A 25,074-nucleotide genomic window follows, 5' to 3' on the forward strand; every position below is an offset into this window, starting at 1 on the left:
AAGACAGCGCCCATGATCCTAACTGTACTTCAAGTCGCCCTTGGTGGCGCGATCGGGGCGTCGCTCCGGTATTTGACGAATGTGGGCGTGATGCGTCTGGTGGGGCCTGGGTTCCCATGGGGCACGGTGGTGGCCAACGTGGTCGGTAGTTTTGCCATGGGCGTCCTTGTCGTGCTGCTGGCAAACACCGGCTACAACAAGTTTGCGCCGGTGCTGATGACCGGCTTGCTTGGCGGCTTTACCACATTCTCGGCCTTTTCGCTGGATGCGGTGACGTTGTTTGAACGCGGCGCAATCCTGCCGGCGGCATCCTATATCTTGGTGACAGTTGTGGTGTCGATCATTGCCCTGACGATGGGGCTGCTATTTGCACGGGGAATGGTGTCATGAGCGGTGTACAAACAGTTCAGGTCGAAAAGGGCGAGGGCGATCAGCGGCTGGACCGTTGGTTCAAGCGTCGGTTCCCCCATATTGCGCAGGGCCGCATCGAAAAGATGTGCCGCAAGGGAGAGATCCGCGTCGATGGTGGCCGCGTCAAGCCTGCGACCCGTCTGGAAGAGGGGCAACAAGTGCGTGTGCCGCCTCTGCCCAAACCGGGCGAAGTGAGCAGCGCGCCCAAGCCCAAGGTTTCGGACAAGGACACGGACCTGATCCAGTCCTGCGTGATCTACCGTGACGACCACATCATTGCCCTGAACAAGCCTGCCGGTCTGCCCGTCCAAGGCGGCAGCAAGCAAACCCGCCACGTGGATGGATTGGCCGAGGCGCTGAAGTTCGGATACGAGGAAAAGCCTCGTCTTGTGCACCGTCTGGACAAGGATACCTCTGGTGTTCTGATCATGGCGCGCACGCGTCAGATCGCGGCGGGCCTGACCAGTGCGTTCCGCGCCCGCGAAACCCGCAAGATTTACTGGGCCATTGTCGCGGGCGTGCCGCACCCGCGGATGGGCTCGGTCCGCTATGGTCTGGTCAAAGCCCCCGGCCACGGCAAGGACGGTGAGGGTGAAAAAATGCTCTGCGTCCACCCCAAAGAGATCGATAACGTCGAAGGCGCCAAGCGCGCTCTGACCGACTACGCTGTGATGACCACGCTGGGTCAACGGGCGTCGTGGGTGGCTCTGGTGCCAGTGACGGGCCGAACCCACCAGTTGCGCGCGCACATGGCCGAAATGGGCCATCCGATCATCGGCGACGGCAAGTACGGCGGCTCGGGGCAAGAGAACCTTGGTGACGGCTGGGGGGCGCAGTTGGGCGGCGAGATCAGCCGCAAATTGCACCTGCATGCGCGGTCTTTGACCCTGACGCACCCTGCCACTGGCAAGCGACTGAGCCTGATGGCCGAACTGCCCGACCACATGTCTCGCACGTGGGATTACGTCGGTTGGGACATCCGCGATGTGCCCGAGGACCCGTTCGAGGATATGGAATGACCCTAGGCCTCCTGCGCCTGATCATCTTTGACGTGGACGGCACGCTGGTCGACAGTCAGGCTGATATTCTGGCGTCCATGGCGGCAGGCTTTGCGGCGGGTGATGTGCCCGTGCCAGAGCGCGCTGCGATCCTTTCGATTGTGGGCATGTCGCTGGAAAAGGCGATCCCCGTGCTGGCCCCCGATGCCTCTGCGGCGACCCACGCGGTCATCGTGGACGGTTACAAGAGCGCCTATCAACGCCTGCGTGCTGAAAAGGGCGCGGCGTCCAGCCCCTTTTATCCCGGCGTGCGCGACACGTTGGAGCACCTGTTCAATGTCCCTGAATATCTGGTGGGTGTCGCCACGGGCAAATCGCGCCGCGGCCTGACGGCTTTGCTGGACAGCCACGGACTGACCGGACGCTTTGTGACCGAACAGGTCGCGGACTTTCACCCTTCCAAACCCCATCCGGCGATGATCCATGCAGCTCTGTCCGAAACAGGCGTTGAGCCCGAGAATGCGGTGATGGTGGGGGACACGACCTTTGACATGGATATGGCGCGGGCCGCAGGCATCGGGACCATCGGAGTCAGTTGGGGCTATCACAGCCCAGACAAGCTGAACGCCGACGTGACCCTGACCCAAATGACCGATCTGCCTGCCGCGCTGAAAACGATCTGGAGAGACTGATGAGCGAGTGGAAAGCCAAACGCTTCTGGAAAGAAACCACCCACGAGGCCACCGAAGGCGGCTGGACGATCCGCTTGGATGGTCGGCCGGTCAAGACGCCTGCCAAGATCGCTCTGGTCGTGCCGACCGAGGAACTGGCGCGCGAAATCGCCGCAGAATGGAATGCTCAGGAAGAGGTTATCCAGCCTTTGACCATGCCATTTACCCGCTGTGCGAACGCTGCGATTGATCGCGTGGCAAACCAGCGCGATGCCGTGGTCGAGATCATTGCGGCCTATGGTGAAACCGATCTGCTATGTTATCGGGCAGAACAACCTTACGAATTGATTGAGCGCCAAGCCGCGTCTTGGGATCCGCTGCTCGCATGGTCAAAAGACGAGCTTGCCGCAGAACTGACCGTGCATTCGGGTGTGATGTTTGGCAGCCAGCCCGAGGCAGCGCTTAAGACGCTTTTCGCACATGTAGACGAAATGAGCCCATTCCAGCTGTCTGCGCTACATGATCTGGTGGCGATGTCTGGATCTTTGGTTCTGGGCTTGGCAGTGGCCAAGGGCCGGATTGATTCTGAAACGGCATGGGACGTGTCGCGCATTGACGAAGAATGGCAGATTCAGCAGTGGGGCCGCGACGAAGAAGCAGATGCCCTTGCTGCACGGAAGCGCGAAGAATTCCTACGTGCTGAAAAACTATTGCGTATGGTGTAAGGCAGACGAAATAAAAGTGCCCCTGTTGGGCAAATGATCAAGGAATGTGCGAAAGCCCATGGGATTTCGTGATTGCGCCCTTGACGATTCCTGATGATCTCGGCCACTCTTTGTTCATCGGGTCAAAAAAGGCTCGGTACTTACCGATGGGCTGGGATGGCCCACTAGAACCGCTGATCAACAGCGGGAAATCAGGAAGAGGTAAAAATGAAAAAATCCGTGTTTCTGGGTGCTCTGACCGTCGCTGGTCTGACCGCAGGCGCAGCAGCCGCAGCTACCCTTGATGATGTCAAGGCGCGTGGCACGCTGAACTGTGGCGTGACCACCGGTCTCGTAGGCTTTGCAGCACCCGATGCGAACGGCGAATGGCAGGGCTTTGACGTCTCTGTTTGCCGCGCAGTTGCAGCTGCAGTGCTGGGTGACCCCACCGCTGTTGAATTCGTACCCACCACAGGTAAGACCCGTTTCACCGCGCTTGCGTCGGGCGAAATCGACCTGCTGGCACGTAACACAACTTGGACCTTCTCGCGCGACACTGACCTGAAGTTCGATTTCGTCGGCGTGAACTACTACGACGGTCAGGGCTTCATGGTGCCCAAAGCGTTGGGTGTCACCTCGGCCAAGGAACTGGACGGCGCGACTGTCTGCATTCAGACCGGTACCACCACCGAGCTGAACCTGGCGGACTTCTTCCGCACCAACAACATCGAATACACCCCCGTTCCGATCGAGACCAACGCAGAAGCACAGCCTCTGTACCTCGAAGGCGCGTGTGACGTGTACACCACCGATGCTTCGGGCCTGGCCGCGACTCGCGCCGCGTTCGAAAACCCCGGTGATCACGTGATCCTGCCCGAAATCATCTCCAAAGAGCCTCTGGGCCCGCTTGTCCGCCACGGCGACAACGACTGGGGTGATATTGCAAGCTGGACCCTGATGGCGCTGATCGCAGCCGAAGAGTATGGCATCACCTCGGCAAACATCGAAGAGATGTCGGCTGGCACCAACAACCCCGAAATCAATCGTATCCTGGGCACCGAAGGTGAACTGGGTGCGATGATCGGTCTGGACGCCGAGTGGGCCAAGCGCGCAATCGCAGCTGGCGGCAACTACGGTGAAATCTTTGCTAAGAACATCGGCGAAGAGACCCCCGTTGGCCTGGCACGTGGCCTGAACGCTCAGTGGACTGATGGTGGCCTGCTCTACGCACCGCCCTTCCGCTAAGACCGACTAGACGGTTACGGGGCGCGGTTGATCCGCGCCCCTTCTTCTATACCCCCATAACGATAATCAAAACACGACAGGACATGTGAAGGCTGCAGCCCTCGCAACCACCTTCTGTTACCTTCCGGGAAGCAAATATGACGGCATATACCGACCCTCCGAAAGAGTCGTTCCAGCTGTCCCAGCTGATCCATGATACGCGTTACCGGTCGTATACCTTTCAGTTCATAGCGCTTGTGCTGCTGCTGTTCGGTCTCGGCTACTTGACGATGAACCTGATCACCAACCTGCGTGTGGCTGGTCTGAGTATCTCCTACGGGTTTCTGGGTCAGCCTGCTGGATACGATATCAACCAGTCTCTGATCGAATATAATAACCAAGACTCGCATTTGCGGGCCTCGATCGTTGGTGTTCTGAACACCCTGCTCGTGGCTTTCTTGGGCTGTATTACCGCGACCATCCTCGGCGTGTTCGCCGGCGTGGGCCGACTGTCCAAAAACTGGCTCGTTGCAAAACTGATGTCGGTTTATGTCGAATCCTTCCGGAACGTCCCCGTTCTGATTTGGATTCTGATCATCTCGACCATCGTGACAGTGATGCCTGCGCCCCGCGCCTATCGCGGAGAGACGCCGGATGCCGAGATGTTCCTCGGGATCATCGCCTTTACCAACCGTGGCATTTACGTTCCCAAGCCGCTTTGGCTCGAAGGGTCGTGGGTTGTGGTAACGGTCTTTGTGCTGTCAGTCATCGGTGCCTTTGCCTATCGCGCCTACGCCAAAAAGCTGCTGTTCTCCACGGGTAAGCTTCTGCCCATGGGCTGGCCGACGCTGGCCATCCTGTTCGTTCCCGCGATCCTTGTGTATTTCATCATGGGCCGTCCCATTGGTGTCGAAATACCTGAGTTGGGTGGCTTCAACTTCTCTGGCGGCATTGCGATGCAGCGCCCGCTGATTGCGCTCTGGCTCGCTTTGTCGGTGTATACTGGCGCCTTTATCGCAGAGAACGTCCGCGCGGGCATTCAGGCGATCAACCGTGGTCAGACCGAGGCTGCTGCGTCGCTGGGTCTGCGCCCCGGCCGCATTATGAGCCTGGTTGTCCTGCCCCAAGCTCTGCGCGTTATCATCCCGCCGGTGATCTCGCAGTTCCTGAACCTGACCAAGAACAGCTCGCTCGCGATTGCCGTGGGCTACATGGATCTGACCGGCACTCTGGGTGGGATCACCCTGAACCAGACGGGTCGCGCGATCGAATGTGTTCTACTGCTGATGCTGTTCTACCTGGTCATCAGTCTCGGGATTTCGGCCGTGATGAACACCTACAACAACCGCGTTAAGTTGAAGGAGCGTTGAGATGAGCGATATGCATTCCCACCTCGCCTTCGTGCGCACTGAAATGCTTGCGCAACAAGAACCGCCCATCAAAGAAAAGGGCATCGTTAAATGGGCGCGCTCTAACCTGTTTTCGAACTGGGTGAACAGCGTGCTGACCATCGTGGCGCTCTACGTCATTGTGCGTCTGATTTTCTCGGCGGGTCCGTGGTTCCTAAACGGGATCTGGGACACCAGCTCGCTGGCGCAATGCCGTGAAATTCTGGACGGCGCACGCGGGGCCTGTTTCTCGGTCTTGAGCGAACGCTGGCAGCAGCTCTTGTTCGGCATTGCCTATCCGTCCGACCAATACTGGCGCCCGACCTTGGCGTTTGTGCTGATGCTGGTCGCCGCAGCACCAGTGCTGTTCGTGGCACTGCCGCGTGCGATGCTGATCATCACCGGTCTCTTCCCCTTTGTCGCCTACTGGCTGCTGTGGGGTGGCACCATCATGACCTCGGTTTTCGTGCTGATCGGTGTGGTTGTCGGCTACCTCGTTTTCACCAAGGCAGAGCGTTTCGGCTTTGTCCTTGGGCTTGTTGCGGGTCTGATTGCTGCGGTTGTCGTCTGGAAGATCGGCGGAGCGATCACGCCCGCGGTTGATGGCATTATGGTGCTAGAGCCTGTCGCCAGCCGCGACATGGGTGGCTTTATGCTGAACATGATGCTGGGTGTCGTCTGTATCTCGCTGTCGCTGCCCATTGGTATCATGCTGGCGCTGGGGCGTCAGTCGCACATGCCGATCATCAAGGGCATCAGCGTGGTCTTCATCGAGTTTATTCGCGGTGTGCCTCTGATTACCCTGCTGTTCGTAGCGAGTGTGGTTCTGGCCTACTTCTTCCCGCCGGAAACCAACATGGACCTGATCCTGCGCGTGATTATCATGATCACCATGTTCTCGTCGGCCTACATCGCCGAGGTGATCCGTGGTGGTCTGGCCGCGCTGCCCAAGGGCCAGTACGAAGCCGCAGACAGCCTTGGTCTGGACTACGCGCAGGCCATGCGCCTGATCATCCTGCCACAAGCGCTGAAAATCTCGATCCCCGGTATCGTGAACGTCGCCGTTGGCCTGTTCAAAGACACCACGCTGGTGTCGGTGATCTCGATGTTCGATCTGGTAGGTATGATCCGTGGCCCGATCTTGGCCTCGACCGAATGGAACGGCGTGTATTGGGAGCTGTATGGCTTCGCCGCGCTTCTGTTCTTTGTCACCTGCTACAGCATTTCCCAATATTCCCAGTGGCTGGAGCGTCAGCTCCGCACGGATCATCGTTAAGAAAGGTGCCCTACTATGGTTGACACCACACAAATGAAAGTCTCCGACGAGATCGCGATCTCGATCGAGAAGATGAACAAATGGTACGGTCAGTTCCACGTGCTGCGGGACATTGATCTGAGCGTCTACCGCGGTGAGCGTATCGTTATCGCGGGCCCTTCGGGCTCTGGTAAATCGACGTTGATCCGCTGCATCAACGCTCTGGAAGAGCATCAGGCCGGCAAGATCGTGGTGGACGGTGTTCACCTGACATCTGACCTGAAGAACATTGATGCGATCCGGTCCGAAGTTGGCATGTGCTTCCAGCACTTCAACCTCTTCCCGCACTTGACCATTCTTGAGAACTGCACTCTGGCGCCGATCTGGGTTCGCAAGATCCCCAAGAAGCAAGCCGAAGAGACCGCGATGCACTTCCTCGAAAAGGTGAAGATCCCTGATCAGGCCAACAAGTACCCCGGTCAGCTGTCGGGTGGCCAGCAGCAGCGTGTGGCGATTGCCCGTTCGCTCTGTATGAAGCCGCGCATCATGCTGTTCGACGAACCGACGTCTGCGCTTGATCCCGAGATGATCAAAGAGGTTCTGGATACCATGGTCGAACTGGCCGAAGAGGGCATGACCATGCTCTGCGTGACCCACGAGATGGGCTTTGCCCGTCAGGTGGCGAACCGCGTGATCTTTATGGACCAAGGTCAGATCGTCGAGCAGAACGAGCCTGAAGAGTTCTTCAACAACCCCAAGAGCGAGCGGACCAAGCTGTTCCTCAGCCAGATCTTGGGGCACTGATCGCTCAGTCGGTCAAGTCTCTTGGCACAATGAAATCTATGGCGCGGGCGGTGTGGAAACGCACCGCCCGCCATTCGTTTTCGGGGAATTCAGCGACAAGTGTGGCGCAAGTCGGATAGCGGGTGAACTGAGGGTGCGCAGGCGTGTTGGACAGCAAGCGGGTTGCGAAATCCGCGATACCGGGATTGTGGCCAATCATCATCACAGTTCGCCCGGTCGCGCGTTTCAGCACATCCATCATCGTGTCGCTGGACGCATGATAGAGACGCTGGACATACTCGGTCTCCGCCTGCGGCAGTCCCAAACGATCCAGAGTTTCGCGTGTCCGTGCCGCTGTCGAACACAGTACCTCGTCCGGCAAATAGCCTTGCTTCTGCAGCCATGCGCCAATTGCAGGCGCTGCGGTGCGGCCACGCTCGTTCAGAACTCGGTCGTGATCCTCTTGCAGAGGATCATCCCAGCTGGATTTGGCATGCCGAGTCAAAATCAGGCGCAGGGTCATTTGTGAAAACTCTTCATATGAAAGGCGGATTGCTCGGGCAGCCTGCCAAAGGCCGCGCCCACTGGACAAGCGCGGCGCACAGCACAGCCTTGGCTCATGCAGTCTGCCTCGGGCCGTTCCAGCCAACTGTGGCAGGCCGCAGTGTCGTACCCGTCACTCAGCGCGCCCACAGGGCAGGCAGAGAGACAGGAGCGCGGGACACAAGTCTCGCATGGGTTCTGTAGTGGGACAGGCAACGCCACAGAGTAGGGCAGGGCAATCGCGCCGCGGTAGCTGATCCAAAGGCCCGCGTCATTATGCACGAGCATGCCAACAGCAGAGCTGTGTGCGCGGCCTGTCCGTATGGCCCACTGCAAAAACGGACGATACGGCGGTCCACCAAACGGGAAAAGCGCCTTGCCTCCGAGACGCTGTGCAAGGTCTGTTAGGACCCGTTGCGACCAGCGGTCGATCGGATCGGGGGCGCCATCGTTGTATTCAGAGCTGCGCGTGAACAAGGGCCAGAAATCAGCGCCATTGGGGCTGATCATCAAGAGGCTCTTTATCTGGGGTAAATCGTCGCCCGCTTCCGGAACCAGCCCACCGGAAACACAAAGGCCCTGCTGATCCAGCAGGGCCTCGATATCGTTCAAACGAGCGGTCACGTCAGCTGCCCTTGGGCTGCATACGAATCAAAGATCCAGCACCGTGATCTGTGAAGAGCTCTAGCAAACAGGCGTTCGGCAGGCGGCCATCCAGAATAACGACTGCCCGAACACCGGCCTCGACAGCCTCAAGCGCTGTTTGGGTTTTGGGGATCATCCCGCCTGCGATCACGCCAGACTCGGTCATTTCGCGAACCTGCGACGCCATCAATTCGGTGACAACCTCGCCATCTGCATTCTTTACGCCCGACACGTCTGTCAGCAGCAGCAGGCGATCGGCCTTGAGCGCAGCGGCGATGGCACCAGCGGCCGTGTCGCCGTTGATGTTGAATGTCTCGCCATTCTCGCCCGCGCCCAAGGGCGCAATCACTGGGATGGTGTCGTCTTCGAACAGAGCATTCAGAACGTTCGGATCGACTTTGGACGGTGTGCCCACCAAACCCAGCGCGGGGTCGGTCTGCTCGCAGATCATCAGGTTCGCGTCCTTGCCCGACAACCCAACAGCGCGGCCACCCTGACGGTTGATCGCTTGGACAATACGTTTGTTCACCTGACCAGACAGCACCATTTCGACCACGTCGACAGTCGCCTGATCCGTGACGCGCTTGCCATTCACGAACTCTGACTTAACGCCGAGTTTGCCAAGCATTTCATTGATCATGGGGCCGCCGCCGTGGACGACAACAGGGTTCAGGCCCACTTGACGCATGAGGACCACATCTCGGGCAAAGCTGTCCATCGCATCTTCGCTGCCCATCGCATGGCCACCAAGTTTGATCACGACAATCGCGTCATCATAGCGCTGCAGATAGGGGAGTGCCTCGGAGAGTGTCCGGGCGGTGGCGATCCAGTCCGTCGTCATTGCCATTTGCTTCTTCATGTCCTGTCCCTCTGGGTGTCCCTCATGGGTATCCCAGCCCCCGACCGAGGGGAAGTGCGTCTGCCGATCCGACATGGGTATTTTTACCAAGATGAAAGCAAGGGCGCGCCTGCTTTTTCTGCTTTGCGGAAATACTCACGGCACTGGCCATGACGTGTCGGAACGAGACCTGCAGAGCGGATTACTCGAGGTTCGCGATCACAGCGCGCAGAGTGCCGATGCCCCAACCCTTTTCCGACGAAGTGCTGATGATCTCTGGGAAAGCGGCAGGGTGACGGGACAATGCTGCACGGACCTGCCTGAGCATAGGCTCGCGGTCCTTTTCCTTGATCTTGTCTTCTTTGGTTAGAACGCACTGGAAGGTAACCGCCGAGGTGTCGAGCAGCTTCATGATCTCTTCGTCGACTTTTTTCACACCGTGGCGCGAATCGATCAGGACAAAGGCGCGGCGCAGGGTTTGACGGCCGGACAGGTACTGTTTCAGCAGGCGCTGCCATTTCTCCACGACAGCGACAGGTGCGTTCGCGTAGCCATAGCCGGGCAAGTCGACAAGGAAGTGATCCTCGCCCACGGTGAAATAGTTAATTTCCTGCGTGCGCCCGGGCGTGTTCGACGCGCGCGCGAGCGCTTTGCGCCCTGTTAGCGCGTTGATCAGGCTGGATTTCCCGACATTCGAGCGACCCGCAAAGCAGACCTCGATGCGCTCGGCTGGCGGGAGGCCATCCATTTTGACGACACCTTTGAGGAAGTCCGTCTCGCCCGCGAACATCTTGCGCGCGGCTTCGAGTGTTTCGGCATCCGGTTCCTCGACCAAGGGGAAGGGCAGTTGCATCACAGGACCTCTAGCGTATCGCCAAGGCGTACCTCGCCCGGCTTCGTGACCCGTGCGTTTACACCGAAGTAAACGTGATCCCAATGGCCTTTCAGAGTTTTTATGAGATTTGCGTCAAAGACGCCGGTCTCCGGGTTCGCTTCGATGGCGCGGCAGCGGATGATCGGCTCAATGATCGTCGCTTCGGCTGTGCCGATACGCAGTGTGCGGTTTGTCCAATTGTTCTCTGCCCACGGGGGCAAGTCCTCGATCCAAATGTTTCCGCGGAACCGGCGAGGATCAACGAGCTGCTCTGCGGCGTCTTGCAAAGCGGCCAAAGAGGCGCGCGACATGATCGAAACAGAGGGATAATTGGCATCTGTCATGCCTGTGACGGGGGCGGGGATCAGACTTGTAGGGGGCTGCAGGGCGTCGCCCCAAATTGGAGTCAACCATTCTAGCAGGCGCTGGTCATCCAACCCTGGCTCGAACCGTAGCGGCGGAAGATCGGGGTGCGTGACGGTGATTGCGCTGCCGTCAACCGCAGTGCGGGTCGGGGCGAGTCGCGGTCCTCTGGCCACGTGACCAAAGGTGCCGCGGCGCTGCCATGTGCCGGTGTCCCGCTGTCCTTCTTGCAAAATCGCCCACTGCCGGTCGTGCGGCAGCGGGCGATCTTTGTGCAGAGCAGTCTCGGTAATGGCTTCACCACCGAGACCTTTGATCGGGTGACGGAAGAGATCTGTCACCCGTGCCATATCAGGCTTCTTTCTTCTTCTTTTTGGCAAAGCTCTTCTTGATGTTGCCAAAGACGTCCGGTTTGTACCCGTGGCTGCGCATGATCAGGTACTGCTGGATAAAGGTGATCGTGTTGTTCGTGATCCAGTACAGAACCAGACCGCTGGCAAAGTTGCCGAGCATGAACATGAACACCCAAGGCATCCAGGCAAAGATCATCGCCTGCGCGGGATCTGTGGGCGCCGGGTTCAGCTTTTGCTGCAGGAACATCGAGATACCCAGCAGGATCGGCAGGATGCCGAGCGAAATGATCGCAAGGAACGACTCGGGGCTGGGAGCCGCGAAGGGCAGCAGGCCAAAGAGGTTCAGGATCGAGCTCGGATCAGGTGCCGAAAGGTCTTGGATCCAGCCGAACCAAGGTGCGTGACGCAGTTCCATGGTCACAAAGATCACCTTGTAGAGCGAGAAGAAGATCGGGATCTGGATCAGCATCGGCAGACAGCCGGATGCAGGGTTCACCTTGTTCTTCTTGTATAGCTCCATCATGCCCTGCTGCATTTTCATGCGGTCATCGCCTGCGGATTCCTTCAGCTTTTCCATCTCGGGCTGAAGTTCACGCATGCGTGCCATCGAGGCATAGGATTTGTAGGCCAGCGGCAGCACCAGCGCCTTGATCACAACGGTCAGGGCGATGATCGACCAGCCCATGTTGCCAATCAGGTTGTTCAGGTTGTGCAGCATCCAGAAGATCGGCTTGGTGAAATAGAAGAACCAGCCCCAGTCGATCGAGTCGACAAAGCCGGTAACGCCTTCGTCCTCTTCGTAGTGCTTCAGCGTTTCCCATTCCTTGGCGCCGGTGAACAGGCGGGTGCCTGCTTCGGCGGTTTCGCCAGCGGCAACGGTCACGGCGGGCAGCACGGCTTCGGCCTGATAAATCTCGCGCGATTCAAAGAATTTCGCAGTTGAGCGGAAAGGCGCGTCGCCATCGGGGATCAGGATAGTCTGCCAGTAGTGGTCAGTGAAACCGATCCAACCGTTTTCTTGGACCTCGAGACGCTCGGCATTGGTGCCTTCGCGATCGTCGATGTCCATCTTGCTGAGCGCTTTGTAGTCCAGTTCTTGCAGCTCGCCATCCGACATGCGGATCAGGCCTTCGTGCAGGATAAAGAACTTGGTCGTGTCAGGCTCGCCGTGGCGACGCACGATACCGTAGGGGCGCACAGTGATCGGATTACCGCTGGTGTTCTCGACGGTCTGGTTCATGCGGAACATGAAGTTGTCGTCGATTTCCATCACGCGGGTAAAGATCTGGCCAGCCCCGTTGTCCCACGTCAGGGTGACGGGGGTGTCTTGGGTCAGGACCGCGTCGGCGGGCGCGGACCAAAGAGTCTCTGGGCCGGGCACGTTCGCTGCGTCGATACCGTCAACAGGGGCCCAACCGAACAGTGCGTAGTAAGCGTTGGGCGAGCCGACGCGCGACAGGACCTGCACGTTTTCCGAGTCAGGGTCTGTGGTGACGTCGTAATCCAAGAGTTGGATGTCATCCACACGGCCGCCAAGCAGCGAGATCGAGCCTGCAATACGGTCAGTCTGGACCTGAATGCGGGGCGCGTCGCCTTCGGGGCTGAGTACGGGAGCAGCGGTTGTTGCACCGTCTGCGGTCGGCAAGTCACCGTCGGCGATCGCGGGCTGGTCACCCACGGTCTGTTCGGTCACTGCGGGGGCGTTGGGGTCTTGTACCGGTTCCTCGGGCGGGAAAAGCACAAACCAAATCACAAGCACGACACCGCTCAGTACGGTTGCGAGCAAGAGGTTCTTATTCTGATCGTCCATCAGATCGGGCCACCTTGTCCTTTAAAGTCAGGCTGGTTCAACAATTCGAGGGGGCAAAGGTCAAGCGGTTTTCCCGTGATGACCGCCCCCGTCGCGCCGCAAATCAGCGCAGTTTCGGGATTCCGTCGGTGTCTTCGGGGCGTGCGCCACGCTCCAAACCGGCAAAATCAAAGAGCCCCGCATCCAGCAGATGGCTGGGGCGGGCATTCATTAGAGCGCGGAACATGACCTGGCGGCGACCGGGGCTGTTCTTTTCCCATCCGTCAAGGATCTGCTTCACCTGCTGGCGCTGGAGCCCGTCCTGCGAGCCGCAGAGGTCGCACGGAATGATCGGATAGTTCATCGCGCGGGCGAACTTCTCACAATCGTCCTCGGCCACAAAGGCCAGCGGGCGATAGACAAACAGGTCACCTTCTTCGTTCACCAGTTTCGGCGGCATGGTCGCAAGGCGCCCGCCGTGGAACAGGTTCATCATAAAGGTTTCCAGAATGTCGTCGCGATGGTGCCCCAGCACGACTGCGCTGCACCCTTCTTCTCGGGCAATGCGATACAGGTTGCCGCGGCGCAGGCGCGAGCAGAGGGCACAGTAGGTACGGCCTTGGGGGACCTTGTCCATCACGACACTATAAGTGTCTTGATATTCGATCCGGTGGGGCACCTTCATCTTTTCCAGAAACTCGGGCAGGACCGTCGCCGGAAAGCCGGGCTGACCCTGATCCAGGTTACACGCCAGGATTTCGACAGGCAAAAGCCCGCGCCACTGGAGTTCGTGCAGAACGGCCAGCAGGGTGTAGCTGTCCTTGCCGCCCGATAGACAAACGAGCCAACGGGCGCCACGTTCGATCATACCGAACTGTTCGATCGCCTCGCGCGTCTGGCGCACGATGCGTTTGCGGAGTTTCTTGAACTCTGTCCCCGAAGGGGCCCCGGCAAAGAGCGGGTGAATCTCGTCATGTTCATCAAGCATGGCGCGGGGTATGCCAAACCCGACTGGATAGGAAAAGCCTTTTGCTGTTGCCTCGTTTTGCATTTGAGAGGGAACATGGATTACATTTTTACGGTCCGCCGGATTCGTAACGGGACATTTCAGCCCGAGCCCGGCCAAAATAGCTTCTTGGTGGTGCCGCCAGAGGCCGAAGATATCAGCCCCGCGCACCGCATTGGTGGTGCTGTGAAAAAGATGCCTGACAGTTGGGCGCGGCGGGTTTTACACGAATCCAAGCTGGATCACGTGCCCGAAGGTCAGCCCAATCGCGGTGACATCGTGGTGCATATCCACGGCTTTAATGTTTCGACCAGGAAGATGTTGCGCAGGCACCGATTGCTGGCCAAAGGCTTGCGGGATCAAGGGTTTGAAGGTGTCGTGGTCAGTTACGATTGGCCCTCGGCGGACAAGGCCCTGAACTATTTAGAGGACCGGACAGATGCCAAGATCACCGCGATCCGACTGGTAGATTCTGGGATCACAGGCTTTGCGCAGCGGCAGACACCTGACTGCCCGATCAACCTTCATATCGCCGCGCATTCGATGGGCGCGTTTGTGTTGCGAGAGGCGTTCGACGATGCCGATGACCGCCGCTACGTGGCGGGTCATGCTTGGAATGTCAGTCAGGTGCTTTTGATGTCAGCGGACGTCTCTGCGGCGGGGATGTGCCAGCATGCGGGAAAAAGCAGCTCTTTGTATCGGCATTGCACACGCCTGACCAACTACAACAACCCCCATGATTCGGTGCTGTCCCTGTCGAACATCAAACGGCTCGGGGTGGCGTCTCGGGCGGGGCGCGTGGGTCTGCCGGACACGGCGCCGGATCATGCGGTGAATGTGGATTGTGGTGCGTATTTCGACGCCAATCGCGCAAACTACGCAGATATCGAGTATGGTCAGCACACTTGGTATTATCATGACCCCGTTTTCATGCGGGATGCCTATGAGACCATTCTTGGGATAAGCGACCGATCGACCTTGGCGACGCGCGCAACGATTCCTGCAGCCCTGAAGAACCGGTTGGCGCTGGTTGGTTAGTGGTGGTCGTGCTTGCAGGGCGGGACGGGATCATAACCCGATCCGCCCCAAGGATTGCACCGTATGATGCGGTGAATGGTCAGATATGTGCCCTTGATCGCGCCATGCTTTTCCAGCGCCTCGAGCGAGTAGACAGAGCATGTGGGCTGGAACCGGCAACTTGTTCCGATCCAAGGTGACAATGTCAGCCGATACAAACGCACAGGCAGCGCAACAATATGGGCGAGCGGGCTCATTTCTGCGGGGGCTTCGGGCTGTGGACCTTGCGCAAGGCATAGCGCAGGTCGCCGCGCAGGGCGTCAAAGTCTCGATCAATGGTCGCCTTGGGGCGGCCAATCAGCACGTAATCCCAACCCGCACGGCCGAGTTCAGGGACCAACTCGCGTGCAATTTCGCGCATCCGGCGCTTGGCGCGATTGCGGGCGACAGCATTGCCGATCTTTTTAGAGCAGGTAAAACCGATGCGGATCAGGTCTTGATCGCATTCGTCGGGCGCACGTTTCCGGCCTTGCAGCATGAGCCCTGCAGTGCCTTGCTTGTTAGCGCGCGCAGCTCGCAGGAAATCCGACCGATTTTTCAGATTTTCCATGCGAAAGGGCACCGCCTCGTCCCGAGCCGGAGCCTGTGTAGGTGCCGGCGCGGGCGATGACGGTGCCCGATCAGTCATAACTCTGACCCGGATTAGGCGCTAAGGCTCTTGCGGCCACGCGCGCGGCGTGCGTTCAGAATCTTGCGGCCAGCTTTGGTCGCCATACGAGCGCGGAACCCGTGGCGGCGCTTGCGAACCAGGTTTGAGGGTTGGTAAGTGCGTTTCATCGCAACGTCTCCGTACTAATGGCGGCTAGGCTTGCGGATTCGCCCAAGCCGTTACATTCGAAGCCCGTCCTTAGGGGTGATGCTGAAATAAGTCAAACGGGTTCTCGGCCTTATTTCGCGAAAATGTTTCAATTCGCGCGCATCCCGCGGGAATCTCGACGTATCCCATCACCCCTGATCAAGCACCCGTGAGGCCCCTATCAGTCCCTGTTTAACTCCTGCATCTTGGGCGCACCTCAACGACTCTGCAAGGACGCCTCTGCAATGACATCGACCAAATCCAAGCCTGTGCTAGGGGCTGTCCAAAAGCAGGTGCCGTTGATTCTACTCGTGGCGGGCGGCATAATCGGAGCGATCTTTCTTAAAGATATCCTTGATTTTCAGACATTAGCCGAGAATCGCGAGCGGCTCATTTCGCTGCGAGATGCCCATTACGGCTGGGTCGCGGCGGCCTTCGTGCTTGCTTATGCTGTGCTGGTTGCGTTTTCCTTGCCAGGTGCGACGGTTGCCACGTTGACCGGCGGCTTCTTGTTTTCCACCTTTCCTGGCGTGCTGTTCAATGTCAGTGGCGCCACCATCGGCGCAGTTCTGTTGTTCTTGGCAGCCCGCTGGGGGCTTGGGGATCGGCTGGCGGAAAAAATGCAGACCAGTGAAGGCCGAATCCGGAAAATCAAGGAAGGAATCGATGCGAACCAATGGGAAATGCTGTTCCTCATCCGATTAATTCCCGTCGTGCCCTTCTTTGTCGCGAATCTGGTGCCTGCGCTCGTCGGGGTCGCCTTCCTGCCGTTTCTGGTCACGACCTTCCTGGGGATTATGCCAGGAGCGCTGGTCTATACATCTGTCGGCTCGGGACTCGGCGCGATCTTCGAACGCGGTGAAACGCCGGATCTTGGAATTATCTTTTCACCGTCTGTGCTGCTGCCTTTGCTAGGGTTGGCGGCACTGGCGGCCTTGCCTGCTGTGGTGCGGGCCTTTCGCAAAACACCTGGGGTCTAAACAATGAAGCATATTAAAACAGACCTGCTGGTCGTTGGCGCAGGCTCTGGCGGACTGTCTGTTGCAGCTGGTGCCGCGCAGATGGGGGCGAAGGTTGTCCTGTTGGAGCGGGGCAAAATGGGCGGCGATTGTTTGAACTACGGCTGCGTGCCGTCCAAGGCGCTGATCGCCAGCGCGGCCCGCGCACATCAGATGGCGACAGCTGACGCGTTTGGGATCAAGGCGGTCAAACCCGAAGTGGACTACGCTGCGGTCAAGAAGCGCGTCGCTGAAGTCATTGCCACCATCGCTCCCCATGACAGTCAAGAGCGGTTTGAAGGCTTTGGCATAACGGTTCTCCGCGAAGAGGGCTGCTTCGTCGGCGCGAACCGTATGGTCGCGGGCGAGACAGAGATTGAGGCGCGGCGGATTGTGTTGGCCACGGGTTCCCGCCCGGCTGTCCCGCCAATTCCTGGGATTGAGGACGTGCCCTACCTGACCAATGAAACGCTTTTCGATCTGCAAGAGAGGCCGGAGCACTTAATTATCATCGGGGGCGGGCCGATCGGCTTAGAGATGGCTCAGGCCCATGTGCGTCTTGGGTGTCAGGTCACTGTGCTCGAGGCGGGCGGTGTCCTCGCCAAAGAGGATCGCGATGCGGCTTCGTTGGTCGCCGAGACCTTGCGCGAAGAAGGTGTTGATATTCAGGAATACACATCGGCTCTTCGGATCGGGGGCGAGGCGGGCGCGCTCTGGGTCGAGACGAATACGGCGCGCAAGATCGAAGGCACACATCTGCTGATCGCTGCGGGGCGTCAGCCGAATATCGAGTCTCTTAACCTGAGTGAAGCTGGGATCGACTTTTCCAAGACAGGGATCACGGTGGACGAGGGACTGCGGACATCGAATCGCAAGGTTTATGCCATTGGGGATGTCGCGGGCGGCATGCAATTTACCCACGTCGCAGGTTATCACGCAGGAATTATCATTCGCTCTGCGCTTTTGTCTTTGCCCGCCAAGGCGAAGACATCCCACATTCCACGGGGGACATACACCGCGCCCGAATTGGCCCAGATCGGGATGACCGAAGATGAGGCACGCCATGCTCATGGTGATGACATAGAGGTAGTGCGATTCGACTACGACGGGAATGATCGCGCCATTGCGACAGGCCGTACGACAGGCTGGATCAAGGTCATGGTGCGCAAAGGTCGGCCGGTTGGTGCGACAATTGTCGGGCCCGACGCAGGCGAGATTATAAACCTGTGGGCTATGGTGCTCGCGAACGGTTTAAAGATGTCGCATCTCACGAATATGGTCTCGCCATATCCCACGATGGGAGAAATAAGTAAGCGCGCGGCAGGGAACTATTTTTCGCCCCGTCTGTTTGATAACGAAATAGTGAAATACGTGGTTCGGGCTGTGCAGGCACTGCTGCCCTGACCAGACCGAGGGATATAGATGTTCAAGTCGCTCTCAGGGCGGTTCCTGATCCTCACGATCATTTTCGTGATGCTCGCCGAAATCCTGATCTTTGTGCCCTCGATTGCGCGTTATAGAGAGGACTTTCTTCTGGCGCGCATCGAACGGGCCCAGATTGCGTCGCTGGCCTTGCTGGCGAACGGCGCAGTCGATCGCGATCTTGAAGAAGAACTGCTGCTGAATGCTGGCGTCTATAACGTCGTGCTGCGCCGGAACGAAGCACGCCAACTTGTTTTGTCCTCTCCCATCCCATCGCCAGTCGCGGCCACATACGATCTGCGCGACACCCCCGCTTGGGAGCTTATCCGCGATGCCATGGTTGCCCTGTGGAACCCGCAAGACTCCGTGCTGAGGGTGATCGGTTATCCGACACAGGATGCGGGTATGCTGATCGAGGTGACGCTGCCGTCTGCGCCCTTGCGTGCAGCCCTTCTGGATTACGGGCTGCGAATCCTATGGCTCTCATTAGCGATTTCGCTGATCGCGGCGGCTCTGTTGTTTTTTGCGGTGCGCAAAGTCATCGTCTCGCCCATGCGCAGTGTGGTGCGCCAGATGGCACGCTATGCCGAGGCACCAGAGGACGCCCGCCGGATTATCACGCCCTCGAATGGAATCACTGAATTGCGAGAGGCCGAAGAAGCGCTGAAGTCCTTAGAGACTGAATTGACCGCGGCCCTACGCCAGAAAGAGCGGCTTGCTCAACTTGGCGGGGCTGTTGCGCGGGTCAGCCATGATTTGCGCAATATCCTGACGAGCGCGCAGCTTTTCGCTGACCGCCTGGAAAGCAGCGATGACCCGACCGTTGCTCGAATGGCGCCGAAGCTCGTGCGGTCTATTACGCGGGCTGTAACCCTAACCGAGAGCACCTTGGCCTTTGGCAAGGCGCAAGAGCCGCCCCCCAGCTTGTCGCGCGTCCCGCTTGCGGATCTAGTTAACGATGTGCTGGAAAGCGAACGCCTCGCGATCGGGGACGAGGATATCAGTCTGTCCGCCGACGTGATGGCAGGAACTGTGATCCGCGCGGACAGCGAACAACTGCATCGGGTGCTCTCTAATCTGGTCCGGAACGCACGACAGGCCATCGCAAGCGCAGGCACGGGCGGGGAGATTTGCATTCACAGCGAAGAAGACGATGAATGCTGGCGCATCCACGTGCGTGACACGGGCCCCGGTCTGCCGGCCAAAGCGCGAGAGCATCTGTTCCAACCTTTCGCAAGCAGCAGCAAGAGGGGCGGTACCGGTCTGGGGTTGACGATTTCTCAAGAGCTTATCCGTGGACATGGCGGCCAATTGCGGCTGGAGCCTGATTATGATGGGGGCACGGCCTTTGAAATTTGGCTCCCCAAGGGCGATGCCGAAATTAATTTCTAATTTTTTGTTTTTTGCTCTTGCGGCCCCCAGTCGATAACCGTAGAAGGCCCCCACGACGCACCGGTAGCTCAGCTGGATAGAGTATCTGACTACGAATCAGGGGGTCGGGGGTTCGAATCCTCCCCGGTGCGCCACTTAACTTATCCACAAATTCCAGCACAGCAATCCGCCACAGTGGGCGAGCGATGCCTGCCTTATTGGTCTGTATTTTGCCTGTGGTGGCCTAAGATACCGGCCATTAGATCAGCGATGCGTCAATTCAGCCGATTTATGCTGCAATTGCGAAACGAAGCTTGAATGCAGGTGCAGAAAAACGCACTCTGAACATGGTCAAGAAGTGACTGTCTGTGTGTTCGGCCGCTTTTCCAGACTTCGCCGCATGTTTCGCGATCAACATGACCGGCAGGGCAGGCAGGTGGCATATTTTCGTGTCGCGCGACTCGCGTGGCAAAGCGGCGCTGCGGGTCCTAAAACTCTCTCCAGAACGCAGTGTTGGTATGGTTTTCAGTGATGGCGGTCACGGGAGAGTGCGCAACACTTTGATCGTAAAGGAATTTACTAATGCTGACGATCACAAACCCCGTAGAAATCACAGCCGCATCAATGGCCTATTGGGCCAAGGGCCTGCGGATGCAGCAGGAAATGATGAGCTGCTCTTATCGTCTGATGATGGTCTGGTCGCCGTTCTCCTCTCTGAACCTGAAGCTATCGAGCGAAGAAGCGGCAGCCCCCGCGCTGAAGGCCGTGGCGACGCCAGCAGAAAAGCCCAAAGCAGCGCTGAAGCCTCGCTCGACCCGAGCCCCCGCGCGCAAAACGACTCGCAAGCCTGCAGCGAAGCCTGCCGCGGTTGAGGCCGCTGCGCCCAAAGTCGCCGAGGCTCCGAAGCCTGCCCCTAAGGCCGAGGCCCCGAAGCCCGCACCAAAGGCTGAAGCTCCCAAGGTGGAGGCGCAGAAGCCTGCACCCAAAGCCGAAGCGCCCAAGCCTGCTCCGAAAGCCGAGATATCAAAGCCCGCTGCCAAGGCAGAGGCGGCTAAGCCCGCTGAGGCGCCGAAACCGGCTGAAGTAAAGCCAGCACCCGCGAAGCCGGCAGAGCCTGCAAAGCCCGCAGAGGCGGCGAAACCTGCGCCTCAGGCAGCGAAACCTGCAGCACCGCAATCCAAGCCCGCAACGACTGCCGCGGCACCCACGAAAACACGCGCTCCGTCAGCGCCGCCGTCGATGCCCGCAGCGAGCAAGAAATAAAACTGCGGTAAATTCGGTTCTTGAACGCCACCCTACCGCGGGTGGCGTTTTTCGTTTCTAGATCTTTGGCGTTAACGCTGCATTGCGGCATACGTGAAGCGGCTATGCAGAAATGGAAGTGTTGCTGACCAACTCGATGCCTTAGGTTGGATGACAGGGGGGAAACCCACACACCAAACACCAGAGGGTTTTCTTATGGCAATCTCGACCACAGAATTTCACGTTGAACGTCCCACCATCCGCGCACGCTTTGACCGCTTCTTCTCGGCACTGGCTGGTGCATATACCGCATATGCCAACAGCCGTTCGCGCATCGGTGAGATCCGCGCACTGGAAGCAAAATCGGACGCCGAGCTGAAGGCGATGGGCATCAAGCGCGACCAGATCGCTCAGTACGTATTCCGCGACGTTTTCTACGTCTAAGCCGGAACGGCCTTCGGGTCGAAACGTGTGAAAATACAGGGCAGGCAACTGACCGCTGCGGCGACCAGTGCCTGCCCGTACTTTTATGTAGAACCGCCTTCGTGCGCCGGTGCAGGCGCGACTCTGCGGTAATCCTGTTAGTGACAGTCGGGAAATTGGCCTACATACGGGGCCAAGGAGCCTGATATGACCGATATTCTAACACTCGAAGGCGTGGAAAAGACCTATGACAGCGGCTTTATCGCGTTGCATGGGGTCGATCTGACGCTGAAAGAGGGCGAAATCCTCGCCTTGCTGGGTCCAAACGGGGCCGGAAAAACCACTCTCATTTCTTGTATTTGCGGAACTGTGATGCCCACCGGCGGCAAGATCACGGTCGGTGGATTCGATGCGTTAACCAATTTTCGCAAAGCGCGGAGCCTAGTAGGCCTCGTCCCGCAGGAAATTCACCTGGAACCGTTTTCGCGCGTTTGGGACACCGTGCGCTACACGCGCGGCCTTTTCGGCAAGAAGCATGATGATGCTCATCTAGAGCGCGTTCTGAAGGATCTGTCTCTGTGGGATAAGCGCGATTCGCGTGTGGTCGAATTGTCGGGCGGCATGAAGCGCCGTGTGCTGATCGCCAAAGCCCTGAGCCACGAGCCTCGAATCCTGTTTCTGGATGAACCGACGGCCGGTGTGGACGTCGATCTGCGCAAAGAGATGTGGGAGGTTGTGGCGAAACTGAAGGCCAGCGGTGTCAGCATTGTGCTCACGACACACTACATCGAAGAGGCCGAGGCGATGGCTGATCGGATTGGTGTGATCAACGGCGGGCGACTCGCCCTGATCGAAGAAAAAGATGCGCTGATGTCTCGGTTGGGCCGGAAATCCCTCAAGATCGATTTGGAAACTCCGGTAGATGTGATCCCCGATACGCTATCTAGCTATAATCTGAAGCGCGCTGATGATGGCTTTGCGCTTGTTTACGAGTATGAGGCTGGTGCCTCGCGGACCGGCATCACGCGGTTGCTCGCAGACCTTCGGGACGCTGGACTTTGTATGAATGACCTGTCGACGCGCCAAAGCTCGCTTGAAGAGATTTTCGTGAGCCTTGTGCAAAGTGAACAGGAGGAGCGGGCATGAACCTGACAGCAATTCGCGCCATGTACGTCAGTGAGATGGCACGCTTTTTCCGCACTTTTATGCAGAGCTTTCTCTCGCCTGTGATCTCGACCTCTCTTTACTTCGTAGTGTTTGGGGCCGCGATCGGCAGCAGGATCGACGAAGTGGAGGGGGTGAGCTACGGCTCTTTCATCGTTCCCGGCCTGATCATGCTGAGCGTGATGACCCAAGGGATCAGCAACGCCAGCTTTGGGATCTATTTCCCGAAATTTACGGGCACGATCTACGAGCTGCTGAGCGCTCCGATCAACTTCCTTGAGGTGGTCATCGGCTTCGCGGGCGCGGCAGCGACCAAGGCTCTGTTCATCGGGACTGTGATCTTGGGAACGTCGGCGCTGTTTGTTGAGATGGAGGTCCAGCACCCACTGGTCATGGTCCTCTTTCTAATCCTGACCTGTGTGAGCTTTGCACTCTTCGGGTTCATCATCGGCATTTGGGCCAAGAATTTTGAGCAGTTGCAGCTGATTCCCCTCTTGGTAATCACACCGCTCGTGTTCCTTGGGGGATCTTTCTATTCGATCAACATGTTGCCCCCGATTTGGCAGACCATCACCATGTTCAATCCAGTGGTCTATCTGATTTCAGGCTTCCGCTGGTCCTTCTTTGGGGTGGCCGACGTGCCGATCCTGACCAGCCTGCTGGCGATTGGGTTATTTCAGGGGCTTTGCCTCTTTGCAGTGTGGTGGATTTTTAAAACCGGCTGGCGCATTCGGAAATAAGTGGCAACCTGTGGGATTTCCCTGTGCCAGCGCTTGTTTGCAGGTACAGGGCAAATTACATCCCATGTCATGTTGCACCGTATTCCTTTCATTAAAACACCTCCGCGCGTGTCGGTGGTGCGCCTGTCTGGGATGATCGCAAACAGCGGTCGCGCCCTGAATGATGCAAATGTCGGCCCCTTGATCGAGGCCGCATTCACCAAAGGCAAGCCGGCTGCTGTGGCGCTGGTGATCAATTCGCCCGGTGGCTCACCGGTGCAGTCTTCGCTGATTGGCGCGCGAATCCGCCGCCTGTCCGAAGAAAAAGGCATTCCCGTGCACGCCTTCGTCGAAGATGTTGCGGCATCCGGCGGCTATTGGCTGGCCAGTAGCGCAGACGACATTTACGTCGATAACTGCTCTGTCGTGGGATCGATCGGGGTTATCTCGTCGGGTTTTGGGGCGCACGTGTTCTTGTCCCGCCAAGGGATCGAGCGCCGCGTGCACACCGCGGGCAAATCCAAGAGCATGATGGATCCTTTCAAGCCCGAAACCCCCGAGGATGTTGAGCGTCTGGACAAGATCCTGAACCAAATTCACGGCTCGTTCATCGAGCAGGTCAAATCGCGCCGCGGTGACAAGCTGGCCAACGATGATGATCTGTTTACCGGCGAAGTCTGGATTGGATCGCGCGCGGTCGAGGTTGGGCTGGCCGATGGTATCGGGCATCTGAAGCCAAAGCTCAAAGAGCTGTATGGCGAGAAGGTTAAGTTGGTCCCATATAGCCGACGTCGCGGTTTGTTCGGACGTCTTGGTGCGTCGATGGCGATCGACGCGATGGCGGGGATCGAGGAGCGCGCCGCTTACGCGCGCTTTGGCCTCTGACGTGATCATCAAAGCGGTCACCCTCTTTCTCGTGGCGATCATCGTGCTCGCCATGTTCGGGCGTGGGATCGTCGGTCGACGGTTGCGTCAGGCCAAGTGTCCTCGGTGCGGGCGATACAAAATAGGCTCGGGGCCATGCCCCTGCAGTCGAAATAAAGGGTAAATTCCAATGGAATGGTTGATGGCCGGTGTCGGCCTTCTGATTTTGATCCTTGCCGGGGATTTTCTGGTCAAGGGCGCAGTGAACTTGAGCCTGCGGATCGGTATCCCGTCAATGATCGTGTCTTTGACGGTCGTGGCGTTCGGTACGTCAGCGCCAGAGCTGCTCATCTCAATCCGCGCCGTGCTTGATAATGTGCCTGGGATTGCGCTGGGGAACGTGGTCGGCTCGAACACGGCCAACATCCTGATGGTTCTAGGTATCCCTGCGTTGCTCGCGACGATGCACACGTCCGAATGCGACTCTAGAAAGAGCTTTGTGATGATGATCGCGGGCTCTTTGTTGTTTATCGCGCTGGCATTCACCGGCATTCTCACATGGTGGACCGGTCTGATCCTGCTTGCGGCGCTGGCCCACGTGCTTGGCGATGCGATCCGAGACTCCTATTTACACCGAAAGGCTGCCAAAGCCGCGATCCCAGTCGAAGAGGAGGTCGAGGGCGCAGACCCGAGTCTGCCATGGTGGCGAATCCTCTTTTATCTGAGCATCGGCCTGATTGGCCTGCCTGTTGGCGCGCAAATTCTTGTCGAGAACGCGCAGGTCATTGCGCGTGAGTTCGGCGTGTCTGACACCGTTATCGGTCTGACGTTGGTGGCGCTCGGGACATCTCTACCTGAGCTGGCCACAACGACCATGGCCGCGATCCGTCGACAGGCTGATGTGGCCTTGGGGAACGTGATTGGATCAAACCTGTTCAACTTGCTCGCGATCATTGGTGTTGCGTCTTTGGTCGGCCCAATTCCGGTCGATCCGGAGTTCTTGCGTGTGGACTTGTGGGTCATGCTTGGGGCGTCGCTCCTCCTGATCCCCTTCGTTTTCATGAAGATGAATATCACCAAGGTCTGGGGGATTTTGTTCTGCGCTCTATATGGGTTCTACGTCGTATCAATCGTGACGTAATTCCAAAGGATC

General features: G+C 58.3%; 28 protein-coding genes and 1 tRNA gene. 19 read left to right on the top strand and 10 right to left on the bottom strand.

Annotated features, from left to right (window positions below; all coding sequences use genetic code 11):
- Positions 1 to 12: 12 nt before the first annotated feature.
- From crcB to BM225_RS06680, 8 genes are all read left to right on the top strand, one after another.
- Positions 13 to 390, top strand: a complete 378-nt coding sequence (crcB, locus tag BM225_RS06645; protein WP_072708020.1) for a fluoride efflux transporter CrcB — start codon at positions 13 to 15, stop codon at positions 388 to 390.
- Positions 387 to 1,430, top strand: a complete 1,044-nt coding sequence (locus BM225_RS06650; protein WP_072708018.1) for an RluA family pseudouridine synthase — start codon at positions 387 to 389, stop codon at positions 1,428 to 1,430. Before crcB ends, BM225_RS06650 begins: the two co-directional genes overlap by 4 nt.
- On the top strand, positions 1,427 to 2,101 hold the full coding sequence (locus BM225_RS06655) for an HAD-IA family hydrolase (RefSeq protein ID WP_072708017.1): 675 nt from the start codon (positions 1,427 to 1,429) through the stop codon (positions 2,099 to 2,101). Before BM225_RS06650 ends, BM225_RS06655 begins: the two co-directional genes overlap by 4 nt.
- Positions 2,101 to 2,805, top strand: coding sequence for an ATP12 family chaperone protein (locus BM225_RS06660; RefSeq protein WP_072708015.1), 705 nt, complete (start codon positions 2,101 to 2,103; stop codon positions 2,803 to 2,805). The genes BM225_RS06655 and BM225_RS06660 overlap by 1 nt, the downstream gene beginning before the upstream one ends.
- A gap of 207 nt (positions 2,806 to 3,012) precedes the next feature.
- Complete coding sequence (locus BM225_RS06665; RefSeq protein WP_072708013.1) at positions 3,013 to 4,029, top strand: amino acid ABC transporter substrate-binding protein; 1,017 nt, start codon at positions 3,013 to 3,015, stop codon at positions 4,027 to 4,029.
- A gap of 137 nt (positions 4,030 to 4,166) precedes the next feature.
- The gene (locus BM225_RS06670; RefSeq protein ID WP_072708011.1) at positions 4,167 to 5,378 is read left to right on the top strand and encodes an amino acid ABC transporter permease; all 1,212 of its coding nucleotides are present in this window, start codon (positions 4,167 to 4,169) and stop codon (positions 5,376 to 5,378) included.
- Between the two features lies 1 nt (position 5,379).
- The gene (locus BM225_RS06675; RefSeq protein ID WP_072708009.1) at positions 5,380 to 6,672 is read left to right on the top strand and encodes an amino acid ABC transporter permease; all 1,293 of its coding nucleotides are present in this window, start codon (positions 5,380 to 5,382) and stop codon (positions 6,670 to 6,672) included.
- A gap of 15 nt (positions 6,673 to 6,687) precedes the next feature.
- A complete protein-coding gene (locus BM225_RS06680) occupies positions 6,688 to 7,455 on the top strand; it encodes an amino acid ABC transporter ATP-binding protein (RefSeq protein WP_072708007.1) in 768 nt (255 codons plus the stop codon).
- A 4-nt stretch (positions 7,456 to 7,459) separates the two neighbouring features.
- On the opposite strand, the gene BM225_RS06685 is transcribed toward BM225_RS06680, so the two are convergent.
- The 7 genes from BM225_RS06685 to ttcA form a co-directional block, all read right to left on the bottom strand.
- Complete coding sequence (locus BM225_RS06685; protein WP_072708005.1) at positions 7,460 to 7,957, bottom strand: SixA phosphatase family protein; 498 nt, start codon at positions 7,955 to 7,957, stop codon at positions 7,460 to 7,462.
- Entirely contained in the window at positions 7,954 to 8,601 is a 648-nt protein-coding gene (locus BM225_RS06690) for a hypothetical protein (RefSeq protein ID WP_083595739.1), read from the bottom strand. Before BM225_RS06690 ends, BM225_RS06685 begins: the two co-directional genes overlap by 4 nt.
- 1 nt (position 8,602) lies before the next feature.
- On the bottom strand, positions 8,603 to 9,463 hold the full coding sequence (gene argB / locus BM225_RS06695; protein ID WP_072708109.1) for an acetylglutamate kinase: 861 nt from the start codon (positions 9,461 to 9,463) through the stop codon (positions 8,603 to 8,605).
- A gap of 199 nt (positions 9,464 to 9,662) precedes the next feature.
- On the bottom strand, positions 9,663 to 10,313 hold the full coding sequence (gene yihA / locus BM225_RS06700; RefSeq protein WP_072708003.1) for a ribosome biogenesis GTP-binding protein YihA/YsxC: 651 nt from the start codon (positions 10,311 to 10,313) through the stop codon (positions 9,663 to 9,665).
- Entirely contained in the window at positions 10,313 to 11,047 is a 735-nt protein-coding gene (locus BM225_RS06705; RefSeq protein ID WP_072708001.1) for an MOSC domain-containing protein, read from the bottom strand. The genes yihA and BM225_RS06705 overlap by 1 nt, the downstream gene beginning before the upstream one ends.
- A 1-nt stretch (position 11,048) precedes the next feature.
- The gene (gene yidC, locus BM225_RS06710) at positions 11,049 to 12,860 is read right to left on the bottom strand and encodes a membrane protein insertase YidC (protein WP_072707999.1); all 1,812 of its coding nucleotides are present in this window, start codon (positions 12,858 to 12,860) and stop codon (positions 11,049 to 11,051) included.
- Between the two features lie 103 nt (positions 12,861 to 12,963).
- Positions 12,964 to 13,827 carry a tRNA 2-thiocytidine(32) synthetase TtcA gene (gene ttcA / locus BM225_RS06715; RefSeq protein ID WP_072708107.1) on the bottom strand — a complete coding sequence of 288 codons (864 nt, stop codon included), beginning with the start codon at positions 13,825 to 13,827 and terminating at the stop codon, positions 12,964 to 12,966.
- Between the two features lie 75 nt (positions 13,828 to 13,902).
- Here ttcA and BM225_RS06720 point away from each other — a divergent pair, with 75 nt between their 5' ends.
- Positions 13,903 to 14,883, top strand: a complete 981-nt coding sequence (locus tag BM225_RS06720) for an alpha/beta hydrolase (RefSeq protein ID WP_072707997.1) — start codon at positions 13,903 to 13,905, stop codon at positions 14,881 to 14,883.
- Here BM225_RS06720 and yidD read toward each other — a convergent pair.
- From yidD to rpmH, 3 genes are all read right to left on the bottom strand, one after another.
- Complete coding sequence (yidD, locus tag BM225_RS06725) at positions 14,880 to 15,119, bottom strand: membrane protein insertion efficiency factor YidD (RefSeq protein WP_072707995.1); 240 nt, start codon at positions 15,117 to 15,119, stop codon at positions 14,880 to 14,882. The genes BM225_RS06720 and yidD overlap by 4 nt on opposite strands.
- Complete coding sequence (gene rnpA / locus BM225_RS06730; protein ID WP_245780432.1) at positions 15,116 to 15,472, bottom strand: ribonuclease P protein component; 357 nt, start codon at positions 15,470 to 15,472, stop codon at positions 15,116 to 15,118. Before rnpA ends, yidD begins: the two co-directional genes overlap by 4 nt.
- A gap of 92 nt (positions 15,473 to 15,564) precedes the next feature.
- Entirely contained in the window at positions 15,565 to 15,699 is a 135-nt protein-coding gene (gene rpmH / locus BM225_RS06735) for a 50S ribosomal protein L34 (RefSeq protein WP_005980833.1), read from the bottom strand.
- A 264-nt stretch (positions 15,700 to 15,963) separates the two neighbouring features.
- Here rpmH and BM225_RS06740 point away from each other — a divergent pair, with 264 nt between their 5' ends.
- The 10 genes from BM225_RS06740 (at position 15,964) to BM225_RS06785 (ending at position 25,062) form a co-directional block, all read left to right on the top strand.
- Positions 15,964 to 16,698, top strand: coding sequence for a TVP38/TMEM64 family protein (locus BM225_RS06740; RefSeq protein ID WP_072707991.1), 735 nt, complete (start codon positions 15,964 to 15,966; stop codon positions 16,696 to 16,698).
- Positions 16,699 to 16,701: 3 nt separating this feature from the next.
- Positions 16,702 to 18,120, top strand: coding sequence for a dihydrolipoyl dehydrogenase family protein (locus BM225_RS06745; protein ID WP_072707989.1), 1,419 nt, complete (start codon positions 16,702 to 16,704; stop codon positions 18,118 to 18,120).
- A gap of 18 nt (positions 18,121 to 18,138) precedes the next feature.
- Complete coding sequence (locus tag BM225_RS06750; RefSeq protein ID WP_092464018.1) at positions 18,139 to 19,530, top strand: sensor histidine kinase; 1,392 nt, start codon at positions 18,139 to 18,141, stop codon at positions 19,528 to 19,530.
- 57 nt (positions 19,531 to 19,587) lie between these two features.
- Positions 19,588 to 19,664: transfer RNA gene (locus tag BM225_RS06755), tRNA-Arg, on the top strand.
- Positions 19,665 to 20,091: 427 nt separating this feature from the next.
- Complete coding sequence (locus BM225_RS06760; RefSeq protein WP_072707985.1) at positions 20,092 to 20,772, top strand: hypothetical protein; 681 nt, start codon at positions 20,092 to 20,094, stop codon at positions 20,770 to 20,772.
- Positions 20,773 to 20,967: 195 nt separating this feature from the next.
- Positions 20,968 to 21,195, top strand: a complete 228-nt coding sequence (locus BM225_RS06765; RefSeq protein WP_072707983.1) for a hypothetical protein — start codon at positions 20,968 to 20,970, stop codon at positions 21,193 to 21,195.
- A 186-nt stretch (positions 21,196 to 21,381) separates the two neighbouring features.
- The gene (locus BM225_RS06770) at positions 21,382 to 22,320 is read left to right on the top strand and encodes an ABC transporter ATP-binding protein (protein ID WP_072707981.1); all 939 of its coding nucleotides are present in this window, start codon (positions 21,382 to 21,384) and stop codon (positions 22,318 to 22,320) included.
- Positions 22,317 to 23,078 carry an ABC transporter permease gene (locus BM225_RS06775; RefSeq protein ID WP_072707979.1) on the top strand — a complete coding sequence of 254 codons (762 nt, stop codon included), beginning with the start codon at positions 22,317 to 22,319 and terminating at the stop codon, positions 23,076 to 23,078. The genes BM225_RS06770 and BM225_RS06775 overlap by 4 nt, the downstream gene beginning before the upstream one ends.
- 69 nt (positions 23,079 to 23,147) lie before the next feature.
- Entirely contained in the window at positions 23,148 to 23,942 is a 795-nt protein-coding gene (locus BM225_RS06780) for a S49 family peptidase (protein ID WP_072707977.1), read from the top strand.
- A 169-nt stretch (positions 23,943 to 24,111) separates the two neighbouring features.
- Positions 24,112 to 25,062: a calcium/sodium antiporter gene (locus BM225_RS06785; RefSeq protein ID WP_072707975.1), complete on the top strand. Its 951-nt coding sequence runs from the start codon at positions 24,112 to 24,114 to the stop codon at positions 25,060 to 25,062.
- Positions 25,063 to 25,074 lie beyond the last annotated feature (12 nt).

The organism is Donghicola eburneus (genome assembly GCF_900115865.1).
In the GTDB taxonomy this organism is placed as follows: domain Bacteria; phylum Pseudomonadota; class Alphaproteobacteria; order Rhodobacterales; family Rhodobacteraceae; genus Donghicola; species Donghicola eburneus.

What these genes read in the sequence shown, in the direction of transcription:
- crcB (WP_072708020.1), top strand. Translation starts at nt 13, where the DNA reads ATGATCCTAACTGTACTTCAAGTCGCCCTTGGTGGCGCGATCGGGGCG.
- BM225_RS06650 (WP_072708018.1), top strand. Translation starts at nt 387, where the DNA reads ATGAGCGGTGTACAAACAGTTCAGGTCGAAAAGGGCGAGGGCGATCAG.
- BM225_RS06655 (WP_072708017.1), top strand. Translation starts at nt 1,427, where the DNA reads ATGACCCTAGGCCTCCTGCGCCTGATCATCTTTGACGTGGACGGCACG.
- BM225_RS06660 (WP_072708015.1), top strand. Translation starts at nt 2,101, where the DNA reads ATGAGCGAGTGGAAAGCCAAACGCTTCTGGAAAGAAACCACCCACGAG.
- BM225_RS06665 (WP_072708013.1), top strand. Translation starts at nt 3,013, where the DNA reads ATGAAAAAATCCGTGTTTCTGGGTGCTCTGACCGTCGCTGGTCTGACC.
- BM225_RS06670 (WP_072708011.1), top strand. Translation starts at nt 4,167, where the DNA reads ATGACGGCATATACCGACCCTCCGAAAGAGTCGTTCCAGCTGTCCCAG.
- BM225_RS06675 (WP_072708009.1), top strand. Translation starts at nt 5,380, where the DNA reads ATGAGCGATATGCATTCCCACCTCGCCTTCGTGCGCACTGAAATGCTT.
- BM225_RS06680 (WP_072708007.1), top strand. Translation starts at nt 6,688, where the DNA reads ATGGTTGACACCACACAAATGAAAGTCTCCGACGAGATCGCGATCTCG.
- BM225_RS06685 (WP_072708005.1), bottom strand. Translation starts at nt 7,957, where the DNA reads ATGACCCTGCGCCTGATTTTGACTCGGCATGCCAAATCCAGCTGGGAT.
- argB (WP_072708109.1), bottom strand. Translation starts at nt 9,463, where the DNA reads ATGACGACGGACTGGATCGCCACCGCCCGGACACTCTCCGAGGCACTC.
- yihA (WP_072708003.1), bottom strand. Translation starts at nt 10,313, where the DNA reads ATGCAACTGCCCTTCCCCTTGGTCGAGGAACCGGATGCCGAAACACTC.
- BM225_RS06705 (WP_072708001.1), bottom strand. Translation starts at nt 11,047, where the DNA reads ATGGCACGGGTGACAGATCTCTTCCGTCACCCGATCAAAGGTCTCGGT.
- yidC (WP_072707999.1), bottom strand. Translation starts at nt 12,860, where the DNA reads ATGGACGATCAGAATAAGAACCTCTTGCTCGCAACCGTACTGAGCGGT.
- ttcA (WP_072708107.1), bottom strand. Translation starts at nt 13,827, where the DNA reads ATGCTTGATGAACATGACGAGATTCACCCGCTCTTTGCCGGGGCCCCT.
- BM225_RS06720 (WP_072707997.1), top strand. Translation starts at nt 13,903, where the DNA reads ATGGATTACATTTTTACGGTCCGCCGGATTCGTAACGGGACATTTCAG.
- yidD (WP_072707995.1), bottom strand. Translation starts at nt 15,119, where the DNA reads ATGAGCCCGCTCGCCCATATTGTTGCGCTGCCTGTGCGTTTGTATCGG.
- rnpA (WP_245780432.1), bottom strand. Translation starts at nt 15,472, where the DNA reads ATGGAAAATCTGAAAAATCGGTCGGATTTCCTGCGAGCTGCGCGCGCT.
- rpmH (WP_005980833.1), bottom strand. Translation starts at nt 15,699, where the DNA reads ATGAAACGCACTTACCAACCCTCAAACCTGGTTCGCAAGCGCCGCCAC.
- BM225_RS06740 (WP_072707991.1), top strand. Translation starts at nt 15,964, where the DNA reads ATGACATCGACCAAATCCAAGCCTGTGCTAGGGGCTGTCCAAAAGCAG.
- BM225_RS06745 (WP_072707989.1), top strand. Translation starts at nt 16,702, where the DNA reads ATGAAGCATATTAAAACAGACCTGCTGGTCGTTGGCGCAGGCTCTGGC.
- BM225_RS06750 (WP_092464018.1), top strand. Translation starts at nt 18,139, where the DNA reads ATGTTCAAGTCGCTCTCAGGGCGGTTCCTGATCCTCACGATCATTTTC.
- BM225_RS06760 (WP_072707985.1), top strand. Translation starts at nt 20,092, where the DNA reads ATGCTGACGATCACAAACCCCGTAGAAATCACAGCCGCATCAATGGCC.
- BM225_RS06765 (WP_072707983.1), top strand. Translation starts at nt 20,968, where the DNA reads ATGGCAATCTCGACCACAGAATTTCACGTTGAACGTCCCACCATCCGC.
- BM225_RS06770 (WP_072707981.1), top strand. Translation starts at nt 21,382, where the DNA reads ATGACCGATATTCTAACACTCGAAGGCGTGGAAAAGACCTATGACAGC.
- BM225_RS06775 (WP_072707979.1), top strand. Translation starts at nt 22,317, where the DNA reads ATGAACCTGACAGCAATTCGCGCCATGTACGTCAGTGAGATGGCACGC.
- BM225_RS06780 (WP_072707977.1), top strand. Translation starts at nt 23,148, where the DNA reads ATGTTGCACCGTATTCCTTTCATTAAAACACCTCCGCGCGTGTCGGTG.
- BM225_RS06785 (WP_072707975.1), top strand. Translation starts at nt 24,112, where the DNA reads ATGGAATGGTTGATGGCCGGTGTCGGCCTTCTGATTTTGATCCTTGCC.